Annotated in this window: 19 protein-coding genes; 14 read left to right on the top strand and 5 right to left on the bottom strand. The window is 67.9% G+C overall.

What is annotated here, in order from left to right; all coding sequences use genetic code 11:
* On the top strand, positions 1-2,079 hold the full coding sequence (locus tag AC5P5M_RS16230) for a gluconolaconase (RefSeq protein WP_495206145.1): 2,079 nt from the start codon (positions 1-3) through the stop codon (positions 2,077-2,079).
* On the opposite strand, the gene AC5P5M_RS16225 is transcribed toward AC5P5M_RS16230, so the two are convergent.
* Positions 2,057-2,461, bottom strand: coding sequence for a YciI family protein (locus AC5P5M_RS16225; protein WP_065175397.1), 405 nt, complete (start codon positions 2,459-2,461; stop codon positions 2,057-2,059). The two genes, AC5P5M_RS16230 and AC5P5M_RS16225, sit on opposite strands and share 23 nt — an antisense overlap.
* A gap of 181 nt (positions 2,462-2,642) precedes the next feature.
* On the opposite strand from AC5P5M_RS16225, the gene AC5P5M_RS16220 reads away from it, so the two are divergent.
* The 9 genes from AC5P5M_RS16220 to AC5P5M_RS16180 all read left to right on the top strand — a co-directional run bounded on the left by AC5P5M_RS16220 (position 2,643) and on the right by AC5P5M_RS16180 (position 9,941).
* Complete coding sequence (locus tag AC5P5M_RS16220; protein ID WP_053518842.1) at positions 2,643-3,056, top strand: YciI family protein; 414 nt, start codon at positions 2,643-2,645, stop codon at positions 3,054-3,056.
* A 51-nt stretch (positions 3,057-3,107) separates the two neighbouring features.
* Positions 3,108-3,530: a VOC family protein gene (locus AC5P5M_RS16215; protein WP_164151011.1), complete on the top strand. Its 423-nt coding sequence runs from the start codon at positions 3,108-3,110 to the stop codon at positions 3,528-3,530.
* 38 nt (positions 3,531-3,568) lie between these two features.
* Complete coding sequence (locus tag AC5P5M_RS16210) at positions 3,569-3,979, top strand: VOC family protein (protein WP_065175394.1); 411 nt, start codon at positions 3,569-3,571, stop codon at positions 3,977-3,979.
* A 30-nt stretch (positions 3,980-4,009) separates the two neighbouring features.
* The gene (locus AC5P5M_RS16205) at positions 4,010-4,366 is read left to right on the top strand and encodes a DUF1428 domain-containing protein (RefSeq protein ID WP_053518847.1); all 357 of its coding nucleotides are present in this window, start codon (positions 4,010-4,012) and stop codon (positions 4,364-4,366) included.
* 45 nt (positions 4,367-4,411) lie between these two features.
* On the top strand, positions 4,412-5,680 hold the full coding sequence (locus tag AC5P5M_RS16200; RefSeq protein WP_065175393.1) for an RNA polymerase sigma factor: 1,269 nt from the start codon (positions 4,412-4,414) through the stop codon (positions 5,678-5,680).
* Between the two features lie 54 nt (positions 5,681-5,734).
* Complete coding sequence (locus tag AC5P5M_RS16195) at positions 5,735-7,384, top strand: M28 family metallopeptidase (RefSeq protein ID WP_053518851.1); 1,650 nt, start codon at positions 5,735-5,737, stop codon at positions 7,382-7,384.
* Between the two features lie 160 nt (positions 7,385-7,544).
* Positions 7,545-8,807 carry a sensor histidine kinase gene (locus AC5P5M_RS16190; RefSeq protein ID WP_053518853.1) on the top strand — a complete coding sequence of 421 codons (1,263 nt, stop codon included), beginning with the start codon at positions 7,545-7,547 and terminating at the stop codon, positions 8,805-8,807.
* Entirely contained in the window at positions 8,797-9,564 is a 768-nt protein-coding gene (locus AC5P5M_RS16185; protein ID WP_053518856.1) for a LytR/AlgR family response regulator transcription factor, read from the top strand. The genes AC5P5M_RS16190 and AC5P5M_RS16185 overlap by 11 nt, the downstream gene beginning before the upstream one ends.
* 32 nt (positions 9,565-9,596) lie before the next feature.
* Positions 9,597-9,941, top strand: a complete 345-nt coding sequence (locus AC5P5M_RS16180) for a hypothetical protein (RefSeq protein ID WP_053518860.1) — start codon at positions 9,597-9,599, stop codon at positions 9,939-9,941.
* A 39-nt stretch (positions 9,942-9,980) separates the two neighbouring features.
* On the opposite strand, the gene AC5P5M_RS16175 is transcribed toward AC5P5M_RS16180, so the two are convergent.
* Together AC5P5M_RS16175 and AC5P5M_RS16170 are read right to left on the bottom strand one after the other, a co-directional pair.
* A complete protein-coding gene (locus AC5P5M_RS16175) occupies positions 9,981-10,595 on the bottom strand; it encodes a hypothetical protein (protein WP_053518857.1) in 615 nt (204 codons plus the stop codon).
* 331 nt (positions 10,596-10,926) lie between these two features.
* A complete protein-coding gene (locus tag AC5P5M_RS16170; protein ID WP_065175391.1) occupies positions 10,927-13,038 on the bottom strand; it encodes a M13 family metallopeptidase in 2,112 nt (703 codons plus the stop codon).
* 287 nt (positions 13,039-13,325) lie between these two features.
* Between AC5P5M_RS16170 and AC5P5M_RS16165 the strand changes: the two genes are divergently transcribed.
* Positions 13,326-16,277 carry a bifunctional diguanylate cyclase/phosphodiesterase gene (locus AC5P5M_RS16165; protein ID WP_231108686.1) on the top strand — a complete coding sequence of 984 codons (2,952 nt, stop codon included), beginning with the start codon at positions 13,326-13,328 and terminating at the stop codon, positions 16,275-16,277.
* Between the two features lie 66 nt (positions 16,278-16,343).
* Here the strand turns inward: AC5P5M_RS16165 and AC5P5M_RS16160 are convergent, their stop codons facing one another.
* Entirely contained in the window at positions 16,344-17,225 is an 882-nt protein-coding gene (locus tag AC5P5M_RS16160) for a LysR family transcriptional regulator (RefSeq protein WP_495206144.1), read from the bottom strand.
* Between the two features lie 95 nt (positions 17,226-17,320).
* Here AC5P5M_RS16160 and AC5P5M_RS16155 point away from each other — a divergent pair, with 95 nt between their 5' ends.
* The 3 genes from AC5P5M_RS16155 to AC5P5M_RS16145 all read left to right on the top strand — a co-directional run bounded on the left by AC5P5M_RS16155 (position 17,321) and on the right by AC5P5M_RS16145 (position 20,310).
* Positions 17,321-17,731, top strand: a complete 411-nt coding sequence (locus tag AC5P5M_RS16155; protein ID WP_053520277.1) for a DoxX family protein — start codon at positions 17,321-17,323, stop codon at positions 17,729-17,731.
* Between the two features lie 31 nt (positions 17,732-17,762).
* Entirely contained in the window at positions 17,763-18,551 is a 789-nt protein-coding gene (locus AC5P5M_RS16150) for a dioxygenase family protein (RefSeq protein WP_197600637.1), read from the top strand.
* A gap of 115 nt (positions 18,552-18,666) precedes the next feature.
* Positions 18,667-20,310, top strand: coding sequence for a Na+/H+ antiporter (locus AC5P5M_RS16145; RefSeq protein ID WP_053520275.1), 1,644 nt, complete (start codon positions 18,667-18,669; stop codon positions 20,308-20,310).
* A 62-nt stretch (positions 20,311-20,372) separates the two neighbouring features.
* Here the strand turns inward: AC5P5M_RS16145 and AC5P5M_RS16140 are convergent, their stop codons facing one another.
* A complete protein-coding gene (locus AC5P5M_RS16140; protein ID WP_053520274.1) occupies positions 20,373-20,621 on the bottom strand; it encodes a DUF3297 family protein in 249 nt (82 codons plus the stop codon).
* Positions 20,622-20,657: the final 36 nt, after the last annotated feature.

Genomic DNA, 20,657 nt, shown 5'->3' with positions numbered 1-20,657 from the left:
ATGGCGCGGCGATACTGGATGGCGGCGGTTGCGGTGGCAACCGCCGGTGCATTGGCAGCGACCTTCTGGCTGCCGGACGAACCCCACCCCGACACACCTGCGGGACCAGCGCCGACGCCGCTGGCATGGACCGCGCAGATCGAACTGCTGGCCGGTGATGGCCATCCGGGCGATCGGGATGGCGCCTCCGCGCAGGCGCGCTTCGCCGACCCCTACGCGCTGCTGCGGCTGGCCGATGGCAGCGTCTACTTCACCGATGGCGGCGACAACAACCGTATCCGCCGCCGCCTGCCCGATGGCCGCGTCGAGACCGTGGCCGGGCAGGGCGAGGGTCGCGTCGATGGCCCGGCATTGCAGGCACGCTTCCACACGCCGTCCGGCATCGCCGCCGATGCACAGGGCAATCTGTACGTGGCCGACACCGGCAACCATGCGATCCGCCGCATTGGCGTCGATGGCCAGGTGACCACGGTGGCCGGCGGCGAGCAGGGGTACGCCGACGGTCCCGGCGCGCAGGCACGTTTCGATGCGCCGATGGGTATCGCCGTGGATGCGCAGGGGCAGATCTACGTGGCCGATACCTGGAACGACCGGATCCGGGTGATCGGCACCGACGGCAGTGTGCGCACCCTCGCCGGGGGCGATCGGCCTGGTTTCATCGACGCGGCAGGAGGCGAGGCGCGGTTCGATACACCGGTGGCGTTGGCCTTCGACGCGCACGGGGTCCTGCTGGTGGCGGATCTGTTCAACAACGCGGTGCGTCGTGTCGGTGCCGATGGCACGGTCAGCACGTGGGTCGGCAGTGGCGGGGTCATCAACGGGCCGCTGTCGCTGACCGCGACCCATGATGGCGTGCTGTACGTGGGCGACCTTGAGGGACGCGTGGTGCAGGTCACCGCACAGGGCCACCAGATCGCACTGGTGGGCAATGACCGACTGCCGCGGCTGGCGCGCCCCAGCGGCCTGGCGCTGGATGCGGATGGCAGCCTGCTGGTGGCCGACGCGGCCGGATACCGGCTGCATCGGCTGCGGCCGCTGCCGGTGGGCGAGCTTCCGGCCCCTGCGCTGGTTGGACCTGCCGCTGATGCAGCACTGCCGGACACGGCCGGGCGCTGGCCGCTGGCACCGCAGGAGGGCTGGCACGAGGTGGTCGGCACGCTGGGCGAGGTGCGGGGCAATTTCAGGGGGGAGAGCCGGCACCATCTGCACGGCGGCTTCGATGTGCGCGGCGATGTCGGCCAGACCGTGCTGGCCATTGCCGAGGGCAAGATCAGCAGCCCGGTGGCCAGCTGGAGCCTGGGCGGGCAGGGCGAAGGGCTGGCGGTGGACCGGCTGAAGTACATCCACATGCGGGTGGGCCGCACGCCGCGCGGGGAACCGTTCGACGCGCGCTGGCAGGCGCTGTATGACGACCAGGGCGCGCTGGAACGCATCCGCGTGCGCCGGGGCACGCGCATCCACGTGGGCGATCGCCTGGGCAGCATCAACAGCCAGGCGCACGTGCATCTGGCGGTGGGTACCAGCGGCTTTGAAACCAACGCGGTCGCGCTGGGGTTCCGCAACTTCGCCGATCACTTCGCGCCGCGCATCACCGATGTGGCGCTGCTGGACGCCAACGACCAACCGATGACGGCGGGGAGCGACGGCAGCGTGATGGTCGCGCGGCAGGGACGGGGCGTGCAGATCGTGGTCGAGGCCTGGGACCAGGTCGACAACAACCTGGCCCGGCGCAGGCTGGGCGCGTACCAGGTGGGCTACCAGATCCTGGATGCGGCCGGTCGGCCGCTGCAGGGCTACGAGCAGCCGCGCTGGAACATCGTGTTCAACCGCATGCCGCCGCAGAATGCCGCCGTAAAGGTTGCCTACGCACCGGACAGCGGCATCACGGTGCACGGCAGCGCCGTCACCCGTTTCCGCTACCTGGTCACCAACACCGTGCGCGATGGCCTGATGGAGACCGGCCGCTGGCAGCCGGCAGCCCTGCCGCCGGGGGACTACATCGTGCGTGCCAGCGTGCGCGACTACAGCGGCAACGAGGGCATCGGCAAGCGCGAGGTCAGAGTACGGCTGCTGCCATAGCGGGCGGGGCGCCGCAGCGCTCGCGCTCGGCGTCCATGTCCTCCAGCGGGCGCACTTCGATGCTGCCGAAGCGTGCCCACGGGAACTCGCGCGCGATGCGCATCGCCTCGTCACGGTCGCGCGCGACAATGAGATTGAAGCCGGCCAGCAGCTCGCGGGTTTCGGCGAACGGGCCATCCAGCACCCGGCTGTGGCCATCGCGGACGCGCAGGGTCTGCGCGGTATCCACCGGCTGAAGTTTCTGCGCCAGCAGCAGCGTGCCTTCGGCCTGCAGCCTGTCGGCGTGGGCCAGGCAGTCGCGCATCAAGGTGTTGAACGCCTCGGTCGGCAGGGCCTGCAGCAAGGCAGGTTCGATGTAGATCAGAAGCAGGTACTGCTGCATGGCGCGATCCTGGCGGGGGCGGACCTGCATGATCGCGCAGGTTTGCGCCGGGGCATGTTGCAGCGCGGGAGACCGGTGCCCGATGCCCCCCTAAAAAAAACTTTCAGAATTTGTCGATTCCCCGTCCCCTCGTTCGTTGTAACAGTGAAGGGCGCGCACCTGCGCCCCACGGGAGACCCACATGAAAGTCATGGTGATCGTCAAAGCCAACGCCGATTCCGAAGCCGGACGCCTGCCCAGCGAGCAGGAGCTGACGGCCATGGGCGCCTACAACGAACAGCTGGTTGCCGCCGGCATCATGCTGGCCGGTGAAGGCCTGCATGCCACCGCGCGTGGCCGCCGCATTCACTTCGGCGGCGCTGGACCGCAGGTCGAGAGCGGCCCGTTCGCGCCCGTCGCCGACCAGATCGCAGGCTTCTGGCTGTGGAATGTCCGCTCGCTCGACGAGGCCGTGGAATGGGCCAGCCGCGCGCCCTTCGGCAGTGGTGGCACGCTCGAGGTGCGCCCGCTCATCTCCGCCGAAGACTTCGGCGAAGCCTTCACCCCCGAATTACAGCAGCAGGAACAGCGTCTGCGCGAGCAGCTCGAAGGCTGAGCCCCGCCGCGCCGCGAACACTCGACATCTTCAACCGAACGGAGCACCCCGATGAAACTGATTCCCTTCCTTGGCTTCAGCGGCCAGGCCCACGAGGCGATGGCCTTCTACGCCAAGGCCCTGGGTGGCCAGGTCACCTCGGAAATGAAGTACCGCGACATGCCCCCCTCCGACGGCTCGCCGGGGTGCAACGAGATGCCGGCCGACACCCTTGACCACGTGGCCCACAGCCAGCTGGAAATCGGCAGTGCCATCCTGATGGCCGCCGACGGCCCCGGTGCCGGCGACGGTGGCTCGACCACCATCAATGTCGATGTCGACAGCATCGAGGAGGCCGAGCGCGTGTTCGCCGCGCTGGCCGATGGGGGCCAGGTGCAGATGCCGATCGCCGAGACGTTCTGGGCGCACCGCTGGGGCATGTTGACCGATCGCTACGGCAAGCCGTGGATGGTCAACTGCATGAAGCAGCCCTGATCGCCCGCCTTCTTTCCATTTCCCAGGGAACCTGAGCAATGAGCACACCGCAACCGCAGATGATCTTCGTCAACCTGCCCGTGCAGGATCTGGACAAGTCCAAGGCCTTTTTCGCCGCACTGGGCTACCACTTCAACCCGGCGTTCACCGATGAGAACGCGGCCTGCATGGTGGTCAGCGACAGCATCTTCGTGATGCTGCTGGTCAAGCCGTTCTTCCAGCAGTTCACCACCAAGGCGATCGCCGACGCGCAGGCGCAGACCGAGGTGATCACCTGCCTGTCCGCCGACAGCCGCAACGCAGTGGACGTGATGGTGGACAAGGCACTTGCCGCCGGTGCCACTGAACCGCAGCCGGCGCGCGACTATGGTTTCATGTACCAGCGTGGCTTCCAGGACCTGGACGGACATCTCTGGGAAATCGCCCACATGGACGGCGAGCCGGGCTGAGCGGCCACGCCCGACGACAGGAGAACGCTCATGGCTTACGTCGATGCCTATGTGCTGCCGTGCCCCGAGGACAAGGTCGCGGCCTACCGCCGCCTTGCCCGCAAGGCCGGTGCGGTGTGGAAGGATCACGGTGCGCTTCAGTACATGGAATGCGTGGCCGACGACGTGGAGCCCGGCACGTCGACCTCGTTCCCGCGTGCGGTGAAGGCCAAGCCGGGCGAGACCGTGATCGTGGCCTTCGTGGTGTTCCGATCGCGTGCGGCACGTGACCGCATCAACGCGAAGGTGATGGCCGATCCGCGCCTGGCCGGCATCGGCCCGAAGGACATGCCGTTCGATACCCGGCGGATGTTCTGGGGCGGTTTCAGGCCCATCGTCGAAGCGTGACTGCCGGTGCTTGTGCGGCGGGAACGTGCATGCTGTGATCGGCGCATGCACGAGCCCTCCCTGACCCAGCGCCTGGAGACTCTCTGGCGGATGGAATCGCCAGTGTTGATCGCGCGCCTGGCGCGGCTGCTCGGCGGTGATGTCGGCCGCGCCGAGGAACTGGCCCAGGACACCTGGCTGGCTGCGCTGGAGCGTTGGCCGGAGCAGGGCATCCCGGACAATCCTGGAGCCTGGCTGATGACCACTGCGCGCAACCGGGCCATCGATGTACTGCGCCAGCACCAGCGGGTGGCGCAGCAGCATGCGCAGTGGGGCGAGGCACTGCATCCGGCCGCGCTGCCGGCACCGGACGACAGCACCGCGCTGGAAGACGATCTTGGCGACGATCTGCTGCGCCTGATGTTCGTGGCGTGCCATCCGGTACTGCCCGCGGACGCGCGCGTGGCGCTGACCCTGCGCCTGCTCGGCGGGCTGACCACGAGCGAGATCGCGCGCGCGTTCCTGCAGCCGGAACCGACCATCGCCCAGCGCGTGGTGCGCGCCAAGCGCACGCTCGCGCAGAAGCAGGTGCCCTATGAAGTGCCGCGTGCCGAGGCGTTGCCCGCGCGCCTGGCCTCCGTGCTGGAAGCGATCTACCTGGTGTTCAACGAAGGCTACGCCGCCAGTGCCGGCGATGACTGGATGCGACCAGCGCTGTGCGAGGAGGCGCTTCGCCTGGCGCGCATTCTCGCCCACCGCATGCCGGCCGCCGCCGTGCTGGGACTGCTGGCACTGATGGAACTGCAGGCCTCGCGCGCCGCGGCGCGGGTGGATGCGCAGGGCCGGCCGGTGCTGCTGGACCAGCAGAACCGCGCACGCTGGGACTGGCTGCAGATCGAACGCGGGCGGCAGGCGCTGGCGCGCGCGCTGTCGGCCGGCGGTAGCGACGATCCCTACGTGCTGCAGGCCTGCATTGCCGAGTGCCATGCAACGGCGCGCCAGGCCGACCAGACCGATTGGGCACGCATCGCCGGGCTGTATTCGCGGTTGCTGCAGATCCAGCCTTCGCCTGTGGTGGCGTTGAACCGGGTGGTAGCCATCCTGCGCAGTGAGGGCGCGTTCGCTGCCTGGGCGCATCTGCAGCCGCTGCTCTCCGATGACCGTCTGCGTGACTACGCACCGTTGCAGGTCGTCCGTGGCGAGGTGCTGCAGCACCTGGGTCGGGTCGAAGACGCCCGGCAGGCGTTCCAGGCCGCTGCCGCGCTCACCGACAACGTGCGCGAACGCGATCACCTGCTGGCGCGGGCCCATCCGACAGTGCCAAAAGCGCCTTAAATCCCTCGGGCCCCTTTTGTACACTCGGCTGGGATTTCCCTGCTGGAGAGAGCAATGAAGCGAGTAGCACTGGGCGTGCTGGCCCTGTCGGTGTCGGGCGCGCTGATGGCGGCCACGCCGAAATTCGATGGCGCGCGGATTTCCGCCGACGTGAAGGAACTGGCCTCGGACGCCTATGAGGGCCGTTCGCCGGCCACGGCGGGCGAAGCGAAGACCATCGCCTACCTGAGCAAGCAGTTTGCAGACGCCGGGCTGCAGCCGGGCGGCGACCTGAAGGATGGCAAACGCCTGTGGACCCAGGCCGTGCCGCTGCGCAAGGGCGACATCGTCGGGACGCCGCAGCTGGCCCTGCATCAGGGTGACAGGACCATCGCGCTGGAGCAGGGCAAGCAGATCGCCGTGCGCGCGGCCATGAACGGCGCCAGCACGGTGGACATCAGCAAGGCGCCGCTGGTCTTCCTCGGCTACGGCGTGAAGGCCCCGGAGCGCAACTGGGACGACTTCAAGGGCGTGGACCTGAAGGGCAAGATCGCGGTCGTGCTGATCAACGACCCGGACTTCGAGACCGGCAAGGGCGACTTCGACGGCAAGGGCATGACCTGGTACGGCCGCTGGCCCTACAAGTACGAGGAAGGCGCACGCCAGGGCGCGCTGGGCGTGCTGATCGTGCATGAGACCGCACCGGCCTCGTACGGCTGGGCCACGGTCGCCGGCTCCAACACCAACACCATGTTCGATGTGGTGCGCGACAACCCGGCCGACAGTCACCCTCTGCTGGAAGGCTGGATCCAGCGCGACCTGGCCGTGGACCTGTTCCGCGCGGCCGGCCAGGATTTCGAGGCACTGAAGAAAAAGGCGCAGCAGCGCGACTTCACGCCGGTCACGCTGACCGGCGCCAGCCTGGACGCGAAGTATGCGGTGAAGACCGAAGTGATCACCTCGCACAACGTGGCGGCGCGGCTGGAAGGCAGCAGTCACCCGGACGAGACCGTGATCTACAGCGCCCACTGGGACCACATCGGCGTGGGCGAGCCCGATGCCCGCGGCGACCGCATCTTCAACGGTGCGCTGGACAATGCCAGTGGCACCGCTTCGCTGATCGAACTGGCCCGTGGCTTCGCCAAGGGCAAGCAGCCGCAGCGCTCGCTGCTGTTCCTGGCGGTCACCGCCGAAGAAAAGGGCCTGCTGGGTTCGGAGTACTACGCGACCCACCCGTTGTATCCGCTGGAGAAGACCGTGGCGGTGATCAACATGGATGGCATGGCGCCGTTCGGCCCCTCGCGCGACTTCGGCATCTACGGTGCCGCGCGCTTCGAGCTGCTGGACCAGCTGAAAGAGGTGGCCAAGGGCTGGGACATCCGCTATACGCCCGATCCGAAGCCGGAAGCGGGCCTGTTCTTCCGCTCTGACCATTTCCCGTTCGCCAAGCGCGGCGTGCCGGCGCTGTCCTGGTCGGCCGGACAGGACTGGGTGGACGGGGGCGTGGCTGCTGGCAGGAAGGCGTCGGAGGACTACACCGCCAAGCGCTACCACCAGCAGGGCGACGAGTGGCAGCCGGACTGGGTGTTCGCCGGCGCCGCCCGCGACCTGGAGGTGCTGTACACCCTGGGCAACCAGCTGGCGAACTCGCGCAGCTGGCCGAACTGGAGCAAGGACGAGTCGTTCCGCGCCGTGCGTGACGAAAGCGCGGGGCAGCGGAAGTAAGGGAAGGCGGGGCGCTGCCCCGCCCCCCCGGTAGCGCCGGGCCACGCCCGGCGTTTCCGGGAGGGGTTCCATCGCGGCTTTCCCGCACTTCGTCGCAGGCCGCTTGTCTGCCCGGCAGGCCGCCCTATGCTCGGCTTACCCCTTTCACCAAGGCGCCGCCGTGTTCGCCAGCCTCACTCTCATTTTCCGTCATCTGTTGGCCTGGGCCGCGGCGCTGGTCGTGGCCGGCATGGTCTGGAGCGGCATCTTCAGCGGCATGAACGATGGCCCGGGCTGGATCTTCGGCCTGCTGGCGATGTTCCTGATGATTACCGCGCTGGGCAGTGCGATCAGCCATGTGCGCCGGGTCTGGCTGGTGGCCGGGCGCCTGGACGCGAGCACGCTGTCCGGGCGCCAGCGTCGGCAGGTGGAACTGCCGATGGATGCCGGCCAGGCCTTTGCCGTGGTCGAGGCGGCCGTGGCCGAGCTGCCCCGGGTAGAGGACGTGGAAAGCGCGGCCGGCAGCCTGCAGGTGCGCGCCTACGTGCGCCGCGTCGACCCCTGGAACGGCCGCCAGCCCTCGCGCTGGAACCTGCCCGCGCGGCTGGCGATCAAGCGCAACGGCGTGCTGGCCACGGTCACGCCCGGGCAGGGCACCAGTACCGTCACCCTGCTGTTCGAGCCCGATGCGGGCTGGTGGGCCGATCTGCTGGCGCTGGACGAAGGCAGCAACTACGAGAATGCCGAAGCGGTCACCCGTGCGATCAGCCGTCGGGTGGCCGACCAGCGCCGCACCGAGCAGGCCGCCGCGGAGCAGACCCAGGTGGAAAAGGAGCTGTCGGTGGCGCGCCTGAACCTGCTGCACGCGCAGGTCGAGCCGCACTTCCTGTACAACACGCTGGCCAATGCCCAGGTGCTGACCCGCACCGATCCGGCGCGGGCCGAGCAGATGCTGGGACACCTGATCCAGTACCTGCGCAGTTCGTTGCCGCAGGTGGACGAATCGATGTCGACCCTCGGCGTGGAGCTGGAGCGTACCCGCGCGTACCTGGAGATCCTGCGGATCCGCATGGGCGCAAGGCTCGCGGTGGAGGTGCAGGTGCCGCCGGAACTGCATGCGGTGAAGCTGCCGGCGATGGCGCTGCAGACGCTGGTCGAGAACGCGATCAAGCACGGCCTGGAGCCCAAGCCCGGAGGTGGAACGATCTGGATCCTGGCGCGCGGCTTCGACGACCACGTGACGGTGACCGTGGCCGATGATGGGCTCGGCTTCAGCCAAGGCACCACCAGTGGCACCGGCATCGGCCTGAAGAACCTGCGCGAGCGGCTGCGCCTGACCTGCGGCGAGCAGTCCGGCGTAGCGATCGTCGCCAATTTCCCCAGCGGCGTTGCTGCGACCATGACATTGCCGCCATCCAGCAAGGAGCGCAGCCATGCCGCTTGAAGCCCTGATTGCCGAGGACGAGGAACTGCTGCGGCAGTCGCTGGTGGACCAGCTGCGCCGGCTGTGGCCGGAGCTGAAGCTGGTGGCCGAGTGCGAAGACGGCGCCAGTGCACTGGAGCAGCTGGCCGAGAAGCAGCCGGACATCGCGTTCCTCGACATCCGCATGCCGGGCATCACCGGCATCGAGGTCGCGCGTGCACTGTCCGAGCTCAGCCCGCGCACGCAGGTGGTGTTCGTCACCGCCTACGACCAGTACGCCATCGATGCCTTCGAACAGGGTGCGATGGACTACCTGCTCAAGCCGGTCAGCGATGAGCGCCTGCTGGCCACGCGCGAGCGCATCCTCGCGCGGTTGCCCTCCACGCGCCACGATGATGCGGTGCTGGAACGCCTGCTCCAGCGTCTGGGACCGGGACAGAACGGTGACCGCCCGCCGCTGGCGTGGATCACCGCCAGCAATGGCCGCGAGACCCAGCTGATCATGCTGGAGGACGTGGTCTACTTCCGCGCGGACAACAAGTACACCACCGTGATCACCGCCGCCGGCGAGAGCCTGCTGCGCACCCCGCTGCGCGAACTGCTGGAAGTGCTCGATCCGCAGCACTTCCGCCAGATCCACCGCTCGACCATCGTCAACATGAAATCGGTCGCTGCGGTCAGCCGCGACGATACCGGGCGCGGTGTGCTGCGCCTGCGCCAGCGGCCGGAAACGCTGGTGGTCAGCCAGCCCTTCATGAGCCTGTTCCGCGGCATGTAGCCGCGACGTTGCATCTGCCCCGAGGAATGACCATGCCCCGTCTGCTGCTTGTGTGTGCTGTGCTGCTGGCACTGGCCGGCTGCGAAAAATCCAGTAATTCCTCGATTACCCGCGCGCGCGCCAACGGCGTGGACACGCTGTACAGCAAGGGCACCGTCGTCGATGGTCAGGCGCGGTTCCAATGCATCGCCAGCAGCAGTGGCAGGTGCCACTATCTCGTGCTGGATCCGGCCTGCAGCACCGAGGCCACCTGCGCCACGCCGCCCCTGCGGCGTTTTTCGGTGGCCGTAGGCCAAACCGAAACCATGCGAGGCCTGCCCGAGGGCTTCCACCAATGCGTCAGCCAGGACCCGATAGAACAATGCCACCGTGAGTGATCACGGTGGCATTGTGGACCCCCCCGTTTTCCGCAAGGGTCAGTAGGCAGGCTGCAGCGTCAGTTCGTGATGGTGTTCGGTTTCGCCTACATGGTTCAGCCGCCCGACCAGTTCGGAGTGCTGCTTCATCCGTCCGATCTCGGTCATGATGCGGATGTCCTCATGGCGCAGCTCGCGCCTGGCGGTGACCGCCTGCTTGTAGTCCAGCACTTCCGGGTAGTGCTCGGCCAGGTCCAGCGCCTCGGCCACATGCTCGACGCTGTCGGCCTTGGAACTGATGCGGGCCCGGCTGTTGAAGGCTTTCATCCAGCGCTCGAACCCGGCCTGCTGGTCGAACATGTTGGCCATGAACCAGATCACGAACAGGATCGAGACCCATGAGCCGAACACGATCACCACGCGGGTGAAGGTGATATGGAAGTCGTCACGCCACAGGTAGTTGGCGATCAGGCCCAGAATCACCAGCGACGCCGCCTGCCAGCCGATGATGGAGGCGATCAGCCACTGGCACTTGGCCTGGGCCAGCACCGCCACTTCATCGCGGATCTGCTGCTCGCTGAGATTGCGCCAGTGCGCGACCTGTTTGTCGAACGGGCTGCTGTAGAGCTCGTTGTCGCGAAGCAGAATTCCCAAACCCTTGAACAAAGCAATCATGGCTGGCTCCTTGTGGAACGTGCGTCGATCAGCGTTGGACGGTGTGGCGGGTTCAGTTCTAGCACTTCCAGCGAGCGGTGCAATGGGCGGAACGCCAAGCGGCGTAAGGGTCTTGTCCGGCCGGGTGAAGTTTTGTGCGATGCAGCACAGTGCCCGCACCCTGCGACAGGATGTCGCAGGGTGAAACGTGCTGCGGGCGCACATGAAACCGGGGATGAGCAGGGATCCCGGCAATCGGCCTCGTCTTCGGCCTGAATCGGCACCGACCGCGCAGCCTGCCAGGCCCGGTGCGGATGAAAACGGGCGCCTCGCGGCGCCCGTTTCCCTCATCTCACCAGACTTTGACCCGCTTGTCGGGGGCCAGGTACAGCTTCTGGCCCTCCTTCACCTCGAACGCCGGGTACCAGGCGTCGATGTTGCGCACGGTGAGCGCGCGGAACTGGCCCGGCGCGTGCACGTCGGTCAGCAGCGAATTGCGCAGCGCCTGCTCGCGGCTCTTGCTGCGCCATGCCTGGGCGAAGCCGAGGAAGAAGCGCTGGTCCGGGGTGAAGCCTTCCAGGGTCTGGCCCGGCTTGCCCTGCAGCGACAGCTGGTAGGCGTCGTACGCCGTTCCCAGACCGGCGACGTCGGCGATGTTCTCGCCCAGCGTCAGCTTGCCGTTGACGTGCACGCCGGGGAACGGCTCGTAACTGCTGAACTGGGCCGCGAGCGCGTCGCCGGCGGCGTTGAACTGCTTCAGGTCCTCGGCGGTCCACCAGTTGTGCAGCTTGCCGGTCTCGTCGAACAGCGCGCCGGCATTGTCGAACCCGTGGCTGATCTCATGGCCGATCACCGCACCGATCGCACCGTAGTTCACCGCATCATCGGCGGCCCCATCGAAGAACGGCGGCTGCAGGATCGCGGCCGGGAACACCAGGCGGTTCTCCAGCGGCACGTTCATCGCGTTGATGGTCTGCGGCAGCATCGCCCACTCACCGTGGTCGACCGGCTTGCCCAGCTTGGCGATGTTGCGCTGGTACTCGAACAGCTCGGCGCGCTGTGCATTGCCCAGCGGATCGTCGCGGCGGATTTCCAGACCGCTGTAATCGCGCCATTTTTCCGGATACCCCATGCCCACGGTCAGGCCGGCCACCTTTGCCTTGGCGCTGGCCTTGGTCTGCGGCGACATCCACGACAGCGCGTCGATGCGCCTGGCGAACGCGGCGATGATGTTCTTCGCCATTTCGTCCGCGCGCTCCTTGGTCCTGGCGTCGAAGTGCTTCTCGACATAGCGCTTGCCGATGGCCTCACCGACGGCGTGGTTGGCATCATCCACCGCGCGCTTCCAGCGATCGCTCTGCTGCGGCGTGCCGCTCAGCGCGGTGCCGTGGAAGGCGAAGCGGGCATCGGCGAACTTCTTCGGCAGGTACGCCGCGGCGCGATCCAGCGCATGGAAGGCCAGGTAATCCTTCCAGACCTCCAGCGGCTCGGTGGCCACCAGCCTGGACAGCCCGGCCACCGCCCTGGGCTGCCAGACGATGAAGTCCTGCTGCTTGCCCAGTGCAGCGGCATCGAGGAAGGCGGTCCAGTCCATGCCCGGGGCCTTGGCGTTGAAGTCAGCCTGGGTCCAGGGGTTGGCACCCTTGGTCACGTCGTTGGTTTCTTCCTGGGTGGCGTGCGCCTGCGCGATCTTCGTTTCCAGCGCAACGATGCGCTGCGCCTTGCCGGCCGGGTCGGCGCTGCCGGCCAGCTGCAGGAGCTGCGCGATATAGGCCTGGTACTGCTTGCGCAGTTCGGCCATGCGGCCGTCGCCCAGATAGAAGTCGCGGTCGGGCATGCCAAGTCCGCCCTGCACCAGATACGGCGCGGTGCGGTCCGGCTGCAACAGATCAACCGAGACCCACAGGCCGAACAGGCGGTCGGTGTAGAAGTTGGTGGCATTGAGCAGGTCGACATCGGCGCGCATGTCGCCGCCCAGCGCGCGGGCCAGGCCGGCCTTGTCAGTGATCGCATCGATCGCCTTCAGCTGCGGCTGCACCGGCGCGATACCGCGCTGCTCGATGCCGGCCTCATCCATGAAGGCGGCGTAGTAATCGCCGATCAGCTTGTCCTCGCCGCTGGCCTGGGCATTGCCGGCAGCGCCTTCGAGGATGGCGCGGGTGTCGGCCTGGGTCTTCTCCGCGATGACGTTGAAGCTGCCGAAGCGCGAGCGGTCGGCGGGGATCTGGGTGTTCTTCACCCAGGTGCCATTGGCGAAGCCGAAGAAATCGTCGCCGGCGGCGATGCTGCGATCCATGCCGCTGGCATCGAAGCCGAAGCTGCCCAGCATCGGCTTGGCGGCTGCGGGGGCGGATGCGGCCGGCGCGGCGGTACTGGCCGCCGGATCGGCGGCGCGGTCGCAGGCGGCCAGGGATAGGCTGGCAGCAATGGCCAGTGCCAGGGTGGGACGGCGCAGCTTGGACATGGACTTCTCTTGCGGCGGGAAAACGCCAAGTCTAATCCGCTCCGATGCGATGGGTCGCACCGTTGTGGCGCAAGGCTGTGCACGATCTGGCTGAACGCGGTGCGGCGATCTTCACGCCGTCACCGCCGTGGTGCATGCTGCATGCCGGACCCCTGCGCGGACGCAGGGCGGTGATCCGGCGTGGCGGGCCCGGCGGTCAAGAATGGCAGTCGCCGGCCGCTGAGGTCGGGGATGTGGAGGAATCGTTCGCGCATGAAGCCAGCCGACTGGACAGGGAACACCCACCGATGCCCGCGCTGAAACGCGCGTTGGCCCGGCCACTGCGCGCCATCACCTGGGGCGGGGTGGTGCTGGGCGTGCTGCTGGTGGCCGGTCTGGCGATGATGCTGGTCAATGACCACCATCGGCGGTTGGAAGCGGCGCAGCGGCAGAGCCGGGCACTTGCGGTCGGCAGCGAGCGCCTGCTGGCATTGCAGCTGCGCAATCTGGAGCGGGCGATGGGCGGCATTTCCGCCGACGCCGCCGAGCTGTTCCGGAGCGTGCCGGCACAGGCACCGCGGCTGCTCGATGCGGCCGTGGCCGGCGTGCTGCAACGGCACGCCGAGCTGCACAGCATCGTGGTGCTAGACAGCTACGGACGTGCGCTGACCGCGGGCCAGGGCGACCTGCAGCTGCCCCTGTGGACCGATCCGCAACGGCGCGGCCCTGGCAGTGCGCTGTACATCGGGCCGCCGCAGCGGGGCAGCGACGATGGCTGGGTGGTGCCGCTGGCGCTGCCGCTGGACGACGACCGCTGGCTGCTGGCGCGCCTGCGCTGCGGCGAACTGCAGCGCATCATCGGCGGGCTGGACGTGGGCCCGAACGGCCTGGTGTCGATCAGTGATGCCGAAGGCTACATGTTGGCGCGCGTGCCCGATCCGCATGGCACGGTCGGACACCGCTACGAGCTGCCCGGGCGCGATCTGCTCGGCAGGCAGGCGGTGATCGAACTGGGGAACATGCCCGGCGTGGTCGACGGCGTGCCGCGCATCACCACCATCAGTACGCTGGAACGCAACCCGCTGGCGGTGCAGGTGGGCCTGGCCGAAAAGGACGTGCTGGCGCCGTGGTGGCCCTACCTGCAGGCATCGGTGGCCATCGTGCTGGTCTATGTGGCCGTGCTGCTGGTGCTGTTGTTCGCCGTCCGGCGAACGATCCGCCGGCAGCAATCGATGGCCGAGGAACTGCAGGCCGGCAATGCGGAACTGCGGCTGGCCCACCAGGTCGGGCGGGTCTGCACCTGGTATGTCGATGAGGACGCTGCACTGCTGCGCTGGTCACCGCTGGCACGCGAGATCTTCGGCGTACAGACCGACGCGCTGCCGGTGGCCGATTTCTTTGCCCGGGTGCACCGCGATGATGCCGCACGGCTGCAGAAGGCGTTTGACCAGGCATTTGCCGGCAACGCGGTGATGGATGAGGTATTCCGCCTGGTGCTGCCGGGGGGGGCGGTGCGCTGGGTCGGCGCGCGGGGCCAGCGCGTGCCGGTGGCCGATCGCCAGCGGCGCATGATCGGCGCGCTCACCGATCTCAGCGAGCGGTATCAGGCCCGTGAACAGATGAACCAGGTCGAACGGCGCTTCCGCCTGCTGTTCGACCGCAATCCTGCGCCGTTCTGGGTGTTCGATCCGGACACGCTGCGCTTCATCGAGGTCAACGATGCGGCCGTGCGGCAGTACGGCTACAGCCGTGAGGAATTCCTCACCATGAGCATCCTCGACATCCGGCCGCGGGAAGGGTGGGACGAGGTCAAGGGAGCCATCGCGCGGGCGCGCGTGGGCGACCTTCCCGATGCTGCCGTGCGCCTGCACCGGCGCAAGGATGGCAGTGTGTTCGAAGTGCGCGCGCATTTGTCCCGGCTGGATTTCGATGGCCAGCCGGCCTGCCTGGTACTGGCCGAGGATGTCAGCGAGCGGATGGCCTATGAGCGCGACCTGGCTTACCAGGCGCGGCACAACCCGGCGACCGGGCTGCTCAACGTGCGCGCGCTGACCGAGCAGCTGGATGCCCAGGCGGAGGGCTATACCATCGCCTTCGTGCAGCTGCGTGGCCTGCAGCTGGTGGCCGACACGCTGGGCCGGGAGATCGGCGATGCGGTGCTGCAGTCGATGGCCTCGCGCCTGGCTGTGCTGGCGGCACGTTACGGCGCGCTGGCCTTCCAGCCGGCGGAAGATTTCGTGTTCGCCATCGGCGCCGCGCATGACACCCGGCGCGTACTCGACGATCTGCTGCAGATCGTGTCGGCACCAATGCGTGGCAAGGATTCGCTGCACCAGTTCGAGCCGCGCATCGGCGTGGCGGTTCACACGGCAGATGATGGCCACAGCGCCGAGCAGGTGATCGGCATGGCGGCACAGGCGGCGCACGCCGCGCGCGCCGAAGGGGATGTGGTGGCCTGGTTCGACGCTGCGGTGACCACGCGCCTGGCTGATCGCCTGCGCCTGGCCGGGCGCATCCATGCGGCGATCGACAGCGAGTTCCAGCTGTACTTCCAGCCGATCCGGCACGCCAGCGACGGCAGTCCGGCGGCACTGGAGGCATTGCTGCGCTGGCCGCAAGCCGATGGCAGCTTCATTCCTCCCAACGAGTTCATCCAGCTGTGCGAGGACACCGGCCTGATCCTGGCCCTGGGGCGCTGGGTGATCCGTGCGGCGGCCCAGGCGCAGCGGCGCCTGGTGGAGGCGGGTTGGGGCGATCTGCCGATCGCGGTGAACGTGTCGGCCGTGCAGTTCTTCAACAGCGACCTGGTGGCCGAGTTCACCCGTGCCCAGCAGGACTTCGGCCTGGCCCGCGGCGCGCTGCATGTGGAGCTGACCGAGAGCAGCCTGATGCGCAAGCCGGCGCAGGCGATGCAGACCATGCAGCGCCTGCACGAGCAGGGCATCTGCGTGTCGCTGGATGATTTCGGTACCGGCTACTCCAGCATGTCCTACCTGCAGCACCTGCCGCTGGACATCCTCAAGATCGACCGCAGCTTCGTCGCCGACGTGGAGACCAATCCGCGCAACGCATCGATCTGCAGGGCGCTGCTGTCGCTGGGCCACAGCATGGGCCTGACCATCATTGCCGAAGGCGTGGAAACGCCGGGGCAGCTCGACTGGCTGGCCGCGCACGGCTGCGACCAGGTGCAGGGCTACCTGCTGGGACGTCCGGCCCCTCTGGAGCGGATCATCGGCATGCTGGACGAGGTCGCTGTCTAGCCCATGTTGCGGCTCGCCGGGCACGGCCTTGCGCCCGCGTGTCACGGGTGTTGTCCAGTGGCGCGGTCAGATCCCGGCCTCCACCAGGTAATCGATGAAGCTGCGCACCTTCGGCGCCAGGTGGCTGCGACTGGTGTAGACGGCGAAGATGCCGATCGGCGCCGCTTCCCAGTCCGGCAGGATGCGCACCAGGCGGCCGTCGGCCAGCGCCTCCTGGAGCAGGAAATCCGGTTGCAGGATCACGCCCATGCCAGCAATGGCCGCCTCGCGCAGCACGTCGCCGTTGTTGGCGCGCAGCACGCTGTTCACCGTGACCTGGACGTCGCCTCCGGGGCCGTGCAGTGGCCACTGGTCGCCGCCGGCCCAGTAGCTGTAGCCCAGGCATGCGTGATCCTGCAGTGCCTGCGGCGTGGCCGGCGTGCCGTGCGCAGCCAGGTAGGAGGGCGCCGCGCACAGACTGATCCGCGATTCGCCCAGGCGACGCGCGATCAACGTGGGCCCGGGCTCGCGGGTGATGCGGATGGCCACGTCGTAGCCTTCTTCGACCATGTCCACCAGGCGGTCGGACAGGGCCAGGTCCAGTTCCACCTGCGGGAACCGCTCGCGGAAGCCGGCCAGCAGCGGGCCGAGACGGGCGATGCCCCAGCTGACCGGCGCATTGATGCGCAGCAGGCCGGACGGTTCCAGTGCCTGTGCGCCGATGCTGGCCTCCAGTGCGTCGAACTCCGCCAGCAGGCGCACGCACTGCGCGTAGTAGGCGGCGCCGGCACTGGTCGGGCTGACCCGGCGGGTGGTGCGGTGGAGCAGCCGCGTCGACAGGCGCTTCTCAAGCGCCGCAACCTGCCGGGTGACGCCGGCGGTGGACATATCCAGTGCCTGGGCGGCCGCACTGAAGCCATTGCGCTCGACCACGGCCACGAACGCACGCATGGCGTCCAAAGTGTCCATTGTTGCGCCTTATGAAATAAATACGGTCGAATCATCGTATTTATCGGCATCGGTCGGCGCAATAAGCTGTGCTTCTTCCCTTTCGAGGCCCCGCCATGACGACCTCTGCTGCTTCCGCTCCCCCGCTGGCGCCCTATGGCGCGACGCTGCTACGCCTGGCCCTCGGCGTCCTGTTCCTGATCCATGGGCTGACCAAGCTGCTGGTGTTCACCCCGGCCGGCACCGCGGCGTTCTTCGAGTCGCTCGGTCTGCCGGGTGTGCTGGGTTACCTCACCCTCGCGGCAGAACTGGTGATTTCCGCAGCCCTGCTGCTCGGAATCTACGCGCGCTGGGTCGGGCTGGCCGGTGTGCCCCTGTTGCTGGGCACCATCGTCACCGTGCACGGCGCGAACGGCTTCGGCTTTGCCAATGCCGGCGGTGGCTGGGAGTACCCGGCCTTCTGGGCGCTGGCGCTGGTGGTGCTGTTCCTGGTCGGTGACGGTCGCTGGACCCTGCGTTCGCGTTGAGCGCTGGCTGATACTGCAAACGGAGAATTCCATGTCCCGCCTGCCTTCGCTGTACATCTCGCACGGTTCACCGATGACTGCGCTGCAGCCGGGCGAGGTGGGCGTGCGCCTGGCCGAACTGGCGCGCGACCTGCCCACGCCGCGCGCCATCGTCATCGCCTCGGCCCACTGGCTGGGGCGGCAGCCGTTGGTCGGCGCCCACCCGCAACCGCCGACCCTCCATGACTTCGGCGGCTTCCCGCGCGCGCTGTTTGAACTGCAGTACCCGGCACCGGGCGATCCGGCGCTGGCCGAAGACATTGCCGGGCGCATCGCCGCGGCAGGCCTGCCGGTGGCCATCGATACCCAGCGTGGTCTCGACCACGGCGCCTGGGTGCCGCTGCGCCTGCTGCGTCCGCAGGCCGACATTCCCGTGGTGCCGGTATCGATCCAGCCGTTGCTGGGGCCTGCGCACCAGTTTGCGCTGGGCCGCGCGCTGGCACCTCTGCGCGAACAGGGCGTGCTGCTGGTCGGCTCGGGCAGCATCACCCACAACCTGCACGACTGGGGCGACTACCAGGACGGCAAGGAAGCGCCCTATGTGCGGCCGTTCATCGAGTGGGTAGAGCAGCGGCTGGCGGCCGATGATCGCCCGGCGCTGTTGGACTACCGCCGGCAGGCACCGTTCGCCGAACGCGCCCATCCCACCGATGAACACCTGTTGCCGCTGTTCTTTGCGATGGGTGCGGCCGGTGAAGACCGCTTCGGCGCACGTCGCATCGATGCCGGCGTCGATGGCGGCTTCCTGGCGATGGACATCTACCGCTTCGACGGGGCATGAGCCTGTGCTGACGCAGCATCGCTGCGGTTGTCGCAGCCGCGGTCGCCTGTGGTAGTTTTTTCCGGGTTTCCGGCGCTGGCTTCATGCCCCCCGCGCGCCGCTTCCTGGAAGAAGCATGCATACCATTGAAGTCGTGCTGGCGATGCTGGTGGCGGTCGTCGCCAGCGGATACCTCGTCCGCGTCCTGCCGTTCTCACTGCCGCTGCCACTGGTGCAGATCGGTCTGGGCGCGGTCATTGCCGGTGTGTTCAACCGCGGCCATGCGCTGGAGCCGGAAGTGTTCTTCCTGCTGTTCCTGCCGCCCCTGCTGTTCCTTGACGGCTGGCGCATCCCCAAGCAGGGCCTGTTCCGCGACAAGGGCGCGATTCTCGAGCTGGCGTTCGGCCTGGTGGTGTTCACCGTCATCGGCGCCGGCCTGCTGATCCACTGGATGATCCCGGTGATGCCGCTGGCGGTGTGCTTCGCGCTGGCGGCGATTGTTTCGCCGACCGATCCGGTGGCCGTTGGAGCGATCGCCTCCAAGGCTCCCATTCCCAAGCGGCTGATGCACATCCTCGAGGGCGAATCACTGCTCAACGACGCCTCCGGTCTGGTCTGCTTCCGCTTCGCGGTGGCGGCGGTGATGACCGGTACCTTCTCGCTGGCCACCGCTTCGCTGACCTTCCTGTGGGTGGCGGTGGCGGGCCTGGCGGTGGGCGTGGCGGTGACGCTGGGCGTGTCGACCTTCCAGCGTTGGTTGTGGCGCCGTTTCGGTGAAGAGCCGGGTGCGGCGATGCTGGTCAACCTGCTGATCCCGTTCGCGGCCTACCTGCTGGCCGAAGAGATCAATGCCTCGGGCATCCTCGCGGCGGTCGCGGCCGGCATCTCGATGAGCTACGTGGAAATGACCGGCCGTGTTTCCGGCAGCATGCGCGTGCAGCGCGCGGGCGTGTGGAACATGCTGCAGTTCAGCTTCAACGGCATCATGTTCGTGCTGCTGGGCGAGCAGTTGCCGGGCATCGTCGAGCGTGCAACCACCACGATGAACGAGACCGGTCACCAGAGCGCGTGGTGGCTGCTGGTGTACGTGCTGGTGATCAATGCCAGCCTGATCGCCCTGCGCCTGCTGTGGGTGTGGCTGTCACTGCGCTGGAACCTGCTGCGTGCGCGTCGGCGTGGCCTGGAGCGGGGCGAGGCGCCGAACTGGCGCATCGTGGTGGCCACCTCGGTGGCGGGCGTGCGCGGTGCGATCACCCTGGCCGGCGTGCTGACGCTGCCACTGTTCCTGCCCGATGGCAGCCCGTTCCCCGCACGCGACCTGGTGATCTTCCTGGCTGCAGCGGTGATCCTGTTCTCGCTGGTCGGCGCCAGCGTGGCGCTGCCGCAGCTGCTGAAGGGCCTGCAGTTGCCGGCCGACTCCGGTGAGCGCAAGGAAGAGGATCTGGCCCGCCGGTTGTCTTCGAAGGCGGCGCTGGCCGGGGTGGAGCGCAAGCGGCAGCAGCTGGTGCTGAACCAGAACACCGAGAACGTGCAGTTGTACAACGACGCGGCCTCGCGGGTCAGCCTGCTGTACCAGCGGCACCTGGATCGCGAGAACCCGGACGTGGATCCGGAGAAGGTGAAGCGGATGGAGGAGGGCTATCGCCAGTTGCGCAGCGCCGGCCTCACTGCCGAGCGCGAGGAACTGTTCCGCCTCACCCGGCGCGGAGTGATCTCCGACGAGATCTCGAGGCGCTTGATCCGCAACCTGGATCTGCTGGAGTCGCGCAAGCGCGAGTGACCGGCCCTGTGCATCGGGGTCGGATCCCTTTCCCGCGGAAAGGGATCTGACCCCGGGCTCCGTCAGGCCGGCTTCTGGTCGAGGAAGTAGGCCTCGACCTTGCCTTTGACCTTGATCGTCATCGGGTTGCCGCGACGGTCACGGGCCTTGCCGGCCTGCACGCGGATCCAGCCTTCGCTGACCGAGTATTCCTCGACGTTGTCGCGCTCGACGTCGTTGAAGCGCACGCCGACGCCGCGCTCCAGCGCCTGCGCATCATGGAAGGGGCTGGCCGGATTGATCGCCAGGTGGTCGGGAGGGGTATCGCTCATCGCATCATTCACAGTGACGGCCACCAAGGCCGGCTT

The sequence above is a fragment of the Stenotrophomonas sp. YJH_SMC_106-19 genome, from assembly GCF_059368375.1.
The sequence above is the reverse complement of the archived record's forward strand: the minus strand, read 5'-3'. Positions and strand labels throughout refer to the sequence as shown.